At 74.4% G+C, this 6,778-nt stretch carries 6 protein-coding genes and 1 tRNA gene; 3 read left to right on the top strand and 4 right to left on the bottom strand.

Annotated features, from left to right (window positions below):
- A partial coding sequence (locus GSF22_RS28440) for a glycosyltransferase family 39 protein (protein ID WP_208816863.1) occupies positions 1 to 883 on the bottom strand: 883 nt, incomplete at its 3' end.
- Between the two features lie 217 nt (positions 884 to 1,100).
- Here GSF22_RS28440 and GSF22_RS28445 point away from each other — a divergent pair.
- A complete protein-coding gene (locus tag GSF22_RS28445; protein WP_208816865.1) occupies positions 1,101 to 1,799 on the top strand; it encodes a GntR family transcriptional regulator in 699 nt (232 codons plus the stop codon).
- Between the two features lie 93 nt (positions 1,800 to 1,892).
- Positions 1,893 to 1,968 (top strand) — tRNA-Gly (locus tag GSF22_RS28450).
- Between the two features lie 74 nt (positions 1,969 to 2,042).
- Here the strand turns inward: GSF22_RS28450 and GSF22_RS28455 are convergent.
- Together GSF22_RS28455 and GSF22_RS28460 are read right to left on the bottom strand one after the other, a co-directional pair.
- Complete coding sequence (locus GSF22_RS28455; protein ID WP_208816871.1) at positions 2,043 to 3,017, bottom strand: Acg family FMN-binding oxidoreductase; 975 nt, start codon at positions 3,015 to 3,017, stop codon at positions 2,043 to 2,045.
- A gap of 5 nt (positions 3,018 to 3,022) precedes the next feature.
- Positions 3,023 to 4,090: an Acg family FMN-binding oxidoreductase gene (locus GSF22_RS28460; protein ID WP_244454293.1), complete on the bottom strand. Its 1,068-nt coding sequence runs from the start codon at positions 4,088 to 4,090 to the stop codon at positions 3,023 to 3,025.
- A gap of 159 nt (positions 4,091 to 4,249) precedes the next feature.
- On the opposite strand from GSF22_RS28460, the gene GSF22_RS28465 reads away from it, so the two are divergent.
- Positions 4,250 to 4,888, top strand: coding sequence for a response regulator (locus GSF22_RS28465; RefSeq protein WP_208816867.1), 639 nt, complete (start codon positions 4,250 to 4,252; stop codon positions 4,886 to 4,888).
- A 48-nt stretch (positions 4,889 to 4,936) separates the two neighbouring features.
- On the opposite strand, the gene GSF22_RS28470 is transcribed toward GSF22_RS28465, so the two are convergent.
- The gene (locus GSF22_RS28470) at positions 4,937 to 6,652 is read right to left on the bottom strand and encodes a sensor histidine kinase (protein WP_208816869.1); all 1,716 of its coding nucleotides are present in this window, start codon (positions 6,650 to 6,652) and stop codon (positions 4,937 to 4,939) included.
- Positions 6,653 to 6,778 lie beyond the last annotated feature (126 nt).

The following is a 6,778-nucleotide window of genomic DNA, read 5'->3' on the forward strand; positions in this document are numbered from 1 at the left end:
GGGCCAGCACCCCGAGCAGCAGGCCGATCCAGGCCACGCCGACGATCTCCCGGGGCAGCGTGAGCAGGGTCTGCGCGTCGGCCGGGGGGATCCAGGCGACCTGGCTCTTCTGCTGGTTGCCCAGGCGCAGCAGGGGAAGGGCGGGCAGGGCGCCGACGGTGGCGGCGAGGAGCCAGCCGACGGCGCGGTCGCGGTGCTGGGCGAGGACCACCCAGCCGTGCGCGGCCAGCAGCAGCAGGGCGATCGGGTGCAGCACGCCGAGCGCCGCGACGGCGAGCAGGTAGGCCGGCCAGCGCCAGGGACGGGGCCGGGTGACCGCCTGGACCAGCAGGTACGTGGCGAGGACCGCGCAGAACACGACGAACGCGTACACCCGGGCCTCCTGCGCGAACCGGGACGCGGCCGGCAGGAGGGCGAAGAGCAGCCCGGCGGTCAGGCCGGTCCGGGGGCCGGCCAGTTGTGCCCCGAGGGCGCCGACGAGGGCGGCTGCGCCGGTCATGGCGAGTACCGAGGGCAGTCGCAGGGCGGTGTCCGAGGTGCCGGCGAGTTCGGCCCAGCCACGGATCAGGGTGTAGTAGGGGCCGATGATCGCGTCGACCCAGCGCAGCAGGGCGAACATCTCCGACCAGGACGACCGGGCCACGCCCCAGGTGGCCAGTTCGTCGGTCCACAGTGCCGGACGGCCGATCCCGGTCAGACCGAGGGCGGCCATCAGCAGACCGGGTACCAGCCAGGGGGTGACCCGGGTCCGTGGTGCGTCGGTCGGTGCGTCCAGCGGTGGGTGGCTCTCGTCCTCGCCCCACGGGTCACGGCGGGCCAGCTGCATGTTCCGCAGCCGGGGGATGACCGCGGTCAGGTCACGTTCGTTCGTGCGACTGTCCATCGCTGCCGGACTCCCCCCGTGCGGTGCCGCGAACCCCGCGGAAGCCTAGCGGTCGGGTCGCCGGTGGGGGCATCCCGACCTTTCCGCTCCGCTGCGTACCGGTGTGCCCACTGTCCGCTATGACGCGGTAGGATATCGACCGCCGTACGTGGCGGCCGGTGGCTGTTCCGGTAACCGCTCGACCAGCGGAGGTACGTCGACACCACGGGGGAACGTCGTGACGGTAACCAAGTCCGGTCCGTTCGGAGACGTGGGCGCCCTGCCGGAGGTCACCGGCGGATCGATCCCGGCGCACATTCACGAACTGCTGGAGGAGGCCATCATCACCGGTGTGCTCGCACCGGGTACCCGGATGCGCGCCGACCTGCTGGCCGCCGAGTACGGGGTGAGCCGTATCCCGGTCCGCGAGGCGCTGCGTTCGTTGCACGAGGCGGGCTGGGTGGACATCCGCCCCCGCTACGGCGTGTACGTGCGGGACCGGTCCGTTCAGGAGCTACGGGAACTGGTGGCGACCCGGGCGGTCATCGAGGCGTCGATCGCCGGCTGGACCGCGCAGCGCCGGTCCACCGAGGACCTGAACCGGCTCCGGGAGCTGACCCACTCGGGGCAGCGGGCCGACGGGTGCACGGACCCCCGACGGTTGTCCCGGCTCGTCTCGGCGTACTGGGCGGTGCTGCGGGAGGCCGCCGGCAACCAGGTGATGGCGGCGGTCTCCGTGGACCTGGAGAAACGGACCCGGTTCTACCTGTCGGCGGTCCCCACCGGGGTCGGCGGACACTGGCCGTCCGCCCTGGACCGGCTGACCGCGTTCCTGGACCGGGGTGACGTCGACGCCGCGGCCACCGAGGCGCGCGGCTACGTCACCGAGACCGGCGCCACGGTGGGCCGGCTGCTGACCGCCCGCGACCGGTCGTAGCGGGCCGGGTCACGGCGGCCGGGGAGGGGGCTGCGCGCGACCGCCGATGATCGGCTAGAGTTCTCCTCCGTCACCGGTTCGCACCGGCGGCACGCGGACGTAGCGCAGCTGGTAGCGCATCACCTTGCCAAGGTGAGGGTCGCGGGTTCGAATCCCGTCGTCCGCTCCATCCCCTCCCGGCGCCGGTCCTGCCCCGCGCCGCTCCGCTCCGCTCCTCTCCTCTCCTCTCCCGGTCACGGTCTGTCATGCCTGCGGCACCGCGAGGTCGATGACCTCCGCCGGTGACCTGCGGGGCGTCGGCCAGCCCGGCTGACCGAAACCGATCCGCATGACCATCTGCGGTGTCCCGTACCGGCCCAGGGCCAGCCGGAGCTGTTCCCGGGCGCCGGGCACCTCGATCGGCTGGGAGAGCATCGACACGCTCAGTCCGGCGTCGGTGGCGGTCAGCAGGACCCGCTGCAACGCCTGCCCGGCGGCGATCTGGTCGGTGGTGGCGTCGCTGGGTGAACCGAGCACCGCCACCAGCGGCTCCGGCTCGAAATCCCGGCCCGGCGCCCGGTGCCGGGTGCCGAAGGCCCGCTGCGGCAGCAGGTCCTGCGGTTCGGACTTCGGCCCACCGGCCGCCGCCGGGATGCCGTCGTCGGCCGGCTCGGACCGGATCCACTCGGCCGCCTCCGCCCGGTACGCGGGGTCGCGTTCCAGCACCCGGTTGGCGCTGCGGGCGATCTCGGCCACCATGGCGACCGCACTGGTACCGATGACCAGTTCCAGCCAGGCCCCCTCGGTCTGGGCCGCCTCCCCGAGCCGCCAGCGCGCGTCGGCCGGCACCGGGTCGGGCCAGAAGGGCGCCCGGTTGCTGAACCGGTGGGCGATCGCCCCGTGCAGGCTCTGTTCGGTCGGGGTCGGCCGGCGGGGCCGGTCCGGGACCAGGCGGGCCACCACGTCCGAGTCCGCCGGGTACGGCCGCAGCCGCACCTGGGCGGGGGTACCCGCCACGGCCAGGGAGAGCCGCAGGTTGAACAGGGCCGCCCCGCAGGCCAGCCGGGCGCCCCAGCCGCTCGGGTCGGTCGCCGGCAGGCGACGGGCCGGGTCGACCGAGACCTCGATGCCGCCGTCGCGCAGCCGGAACCGCCACGGTTGGCTGTTGTGCAGCGACGGGGCCCGCACGGCGTCGGCCACGGCCGCCCGCAACTGCTCGATGGTGTACGCGGTCTGCATCGTCGTCACACCCCTTCCTCGTGCCCGGTGCCCGCCGCCCCGCCGGCCGGCCGGTCCTGGTCGGTCCCGTCCACCACGTCCGTCACGTGCGTGATCACCTCGACCGGGTCGCGGCGCGGTGCCGGCGGCAGCTCGTCGGTCCCGGCGGCGTACCCGATCCGCAGGGCGAGATACGGTTCGCCCTGCCCGGCCAGCAGGTCCCGCAGCAGGCGGCGCGGCCAGGCCACCTCGATCGCGTCGCTCAGCGGCGCGGTGGACAGCCCGTACGCCACGGCGGTCAGCAGCACCGCGGAGAGCGCCTCCCCGCCGCGCAGCCAGCCGGCCGGGTCGTCGTCGGTGCCGTGCAGGACGGCGAAAGCGGCCCCCGAGTCCCGTCCGACGCCGACGTCCAGTCCGGGTGTACCGCCCAGGGTGTGGTCGCGGACCGGTACCCGGCGGGGCCCCTGCCGGACGGCGGTGGTGGCCGGTACCCCGTCGCCGCTCCACGGCGGCCGGTGGGTCCACCGGGTCACCTCGGCGCGGTACGCCGGGTCGGCCAACTCGGCGGCGGCGGCCTGCGCGGTGACCACCGCCAGCATCGGCATCTGGTCGACCCGGACCACGTGCAGCCCGGCGTCCTCGGTGGCGGCGGCGTCGCGCAGCCGGTCCAGCAGGATCGGGTCCACCGGGGTGTCACCGAAGGCCCGCCGGTCGGTGCGCCGCCGGGGGATCGCGGCCAGCAGGGCGTGCTCGGCCACCTGCGGGGTACGCCGACCGGTCACCCGGATCCGGGCCAGCAGGCGCGGCCGGGTGGGCTCCGGGAACCGGTCGACGGTGACCTGGTGGCCGGCGGCGGCCAACGCCACCCGGGCGTGGTGCAGCGCGGCCCCGCAGCTCAGGGTGAGCAGCCGCCCCGCCGGGTCGGCGACGGTCAACTGCCGGTCCGGGTCGGCGTGCAGCTCCAGGGTCCGGTCGGTGATCACCCAGCGCCACGGCTGGGTGTTCAGCACCGACGGCGCGTGCAGGGCGGTCCGGGCCGCGTCGGCCAGGACGGCCGGCACGTCGGTGGTCGGGTGTGTGGTCGGTGTGGCCATCCTCGCCTCCTCGGTTCGTCACCTCCACGGTGCGGCACCGGCGGGGCGACGGTCAGGGCCGGACGTCCCGAAGCGGAGGGGACCAGCTACCCGGGACCGGTCCCGGTACGGGACCTTCGGCCCGTGTGTCGGGCCGGCCGGATCGGGTAGAAACGACGGATGATCCGGGTGTTCCTGCTCGACGACCACGAGGTCGTCCGTCGTGGTCTGGCCGACCTGCTGTCCAGTGGTGGCGACATCGAGATCGTCGGTGAGTCCGGTTCGGCCCAGGAGGCCGCCCGCCGGATCCCGGCGCTCCGCCCCGACGTGGCGATCCTCGACGCCCGGCTACCCGACGGCAACGGCATCGACGTGTGCCGGGACGTGCGGGCCGTCGACTCCTCGATCAAGGGGCTGATCCTCACCTCGTACGAGGACGACGAGGCGCTCTTCGCGGCGATCATGGCCGGCGCGGCCGGGTACGTGCTCAAGCAGATCCGGGGTACCGACCTGATCGACGCGGTGCACCGGGTCGCGGCCGGGCAGTCGCTGCTCGACCCGGCGGTCACCCAGCGGGTGCTGGAACGCATCCGCAGCGGCGTCGAGCAGCCCCGGGAGCTGAAGGCCCTCACCGAGCAGGAACGCCGCATCCTGGAGTACGTCGCCGAGGGGCTGACCAACCGGGAGATCGCCAGCCGGATGTTCCTGGCCGAGAAGACCGTGAAGAACTACGTCTCCAGCGTGCTGGCCAAGCTCGGCCTGGAGCGGCGTACCCAGGCCGCCGTGCTGGCCACCCGGCTGCTCGGCCAGCGCCCCTGACCGGTTCCGCAGCCGGTGGACCCGCCGGTCGTCGGTGCCGCTGCGCGCTCAGTCGCGCAGCGGCACGCTCCACCGCAGCACCGTGCCGTGCGGCGTCGCCGGGATGATCTCGAACTCGCCGCCGTGCCCCTCGGCCCGTTCCCGCAGGTTGACCAGGCCGCTGCGGGCCGCCGCCGGGTCGCAGCCCACCCCGTTGTCGGCCACCGTGACGGTCAACCGGCTGCCGTCGACGTGCACGGCCACCCGGACCTGACTGGCCCGGGCGTGCCGGACCGCGTTGGACAGCGCCTCCCGCAGGGTGGCCAGCAGATCCGGCCGTACCCCCTCGGGCACCGCACTGTCCACCGGCCCGGTCAGCTCCAGCGTCGGCCGGAACCCCAACGACTCGGCCGCCGCGTCGACCGCGTCCCGGATGTCGGTGCGCAGCGCCGCACTCATCGGGGTACGCAGCTCGAAGATGGTCCGCCGGATGTCCCGGATGGTGGCGTCCAGGTCGTCCACCGCCGCGTTGATCCGCTTCGCGACCTCGGGTCGGGCGGTCAGCGGCACCGAACTCTGCAACTGCAGGCCGGTGGCGAAGAGCCGCTGGATCACCACGTCGTGCAGGTCCCGGGCGATCCGCTCCCGGTCCTCCAGCACCACCAGCAGCTCCCGCTCCTCCTGCCCCCGGGCCCGTTCCATGGCCAGCGCGGCCTGGTCGGCGAAGCTGCCCAGCAGCGGCACGTCGTCCTCGGTGGGGCCACCCCGGTCCGGGGCGTGCGCGACCACCAGCACACCGTGCAGGGTCTCCGCGGTGGCCAGCGGGGAGACCACCGCCGGGCCGGCGGTCACCGGCCGCGGCCAGGGGGCCGACTCGACGAGGTTCTCCACCATCTCGTGCCGCCGCTCGGTCACCGAGCCGGCGAAGGTGGTCTCGGCGGCCGGCAGGACCACCCCGACCAGGCCGTCCAGCCCGTCGTGGGCGCCGTCGACCACCTCCACGGTGAACTGGCCGGCGTCCTCGTCGTAGAGCAGCACCAGGGCCAGCTCGGCGTCGGCGACCTCCCGGGCCCGGCGGGCCACCAGCCGCAGCGCGTCGGTCCGCCGCACCTCGCCGAGCAGTACCGAGGTGATCTCGGCGGCGGCAGCCAGCCAACGTTCCCGGCGGTGCGCCAGCGCGTAGAGCCGGGCGTTCTCCACCGCGACACCGGCCGCGGCGGCCAGCGCCACCACGATCTCCTCGTCGTCCTCGGTGAACTCCGCCGCGCCCTGCTTCTCGGCCAGGTACAGGTTGCCGAAGACCTGGTCCCGGATACGGACCGGGACGCCGAGGAAACTGTGCATCGGCGGGTGGTTCGGCGGGAAGCCGTACGACTGGGGATGCTGGGTGATGTCCGGCATCCGCACCGGCCGGGGGTCGGCGATCAGCAGACCCAGCACGCCCCGGCCGTGCGGCAGGTCCCCGATCTTCGCGTGCAGCTCGGCGTCGATGCCGTGGGTGATGAACTCGGTCAGCAGCATGTCCGGCCCGATCACCCCCAGCGCGCCGTACCGCGCGCCGACCAGCTCACAGGCCGCCTCGACGATCCGCCGCAGGGTGCTGCGCAGATCCAGGTCGGTGCCGATGCCGACCACCGCGTCGAGCAGGGCGCGCAGCCGTTCCCGGCTGGTCATCACCTCACCGACCCGGTCGAGCATCTCCTGGAGCAGCTCGTCGAGGCGGACCCGGGACAGCGGGGTCAGACCGAGCGAGGGTACCGGTGGATCGGCCGGAGGGTTGACCATCGGCCGATGGTATCCGGACCCGCCGGCCGCCGAGGACCGGCCGCTACCCGCCGGTCCGCCGGTGACTAGCGGACCGCGCTGGTGTCGACGATCTGGGGGGCCGCCAGCCGGGGGGTGTGCGGGGGG

It is taken from the genome of Micromonospora echinofusca (assembly GCF_017614955.1).
In the GTDB taxonomy this organism is placed as follows: Bacteria; Actinomycetota; Actinomycetes; order Mycobacteriales; family Micromonosporaceae; genus Micromonospora; species Micromonospora echinofusca_A.

What these genes read in the sequence shown, in the direction of transcription:
- GSF22_RS28465 (WP_208816867.1), top strand. Translation starts at nt 4,250, where the DNA reads ATGATCCGGGTGTTCCTGCTCGACGACCACGAGGTCGTCCGTCGTGGT.
- GSF22_RS28460 (WP_244454293.1), bottom strand. Translation starts at nt 4,090, where the DNA reads ATGGCCACACCGACCACACACCCGACCACCGACGTGCCGGCCGTCCTG.
- GSF22_RS28455 (WP_208816871.1), bottom strand. Translation starts at nt 3,017, where the DNA reads ATGCAGACCGCGTACACCATCGAGCAGTTGCGGGCGGCCGTGGCCGAC.
- GSF22_RS28470 (WP_208816869.1), bottom strand. Translation starts at nt 6,652, where the DNA reads ATGGTCAACCCTCCGGCCGATCCACCGGTACCCTCGCTCGGTCTGACC.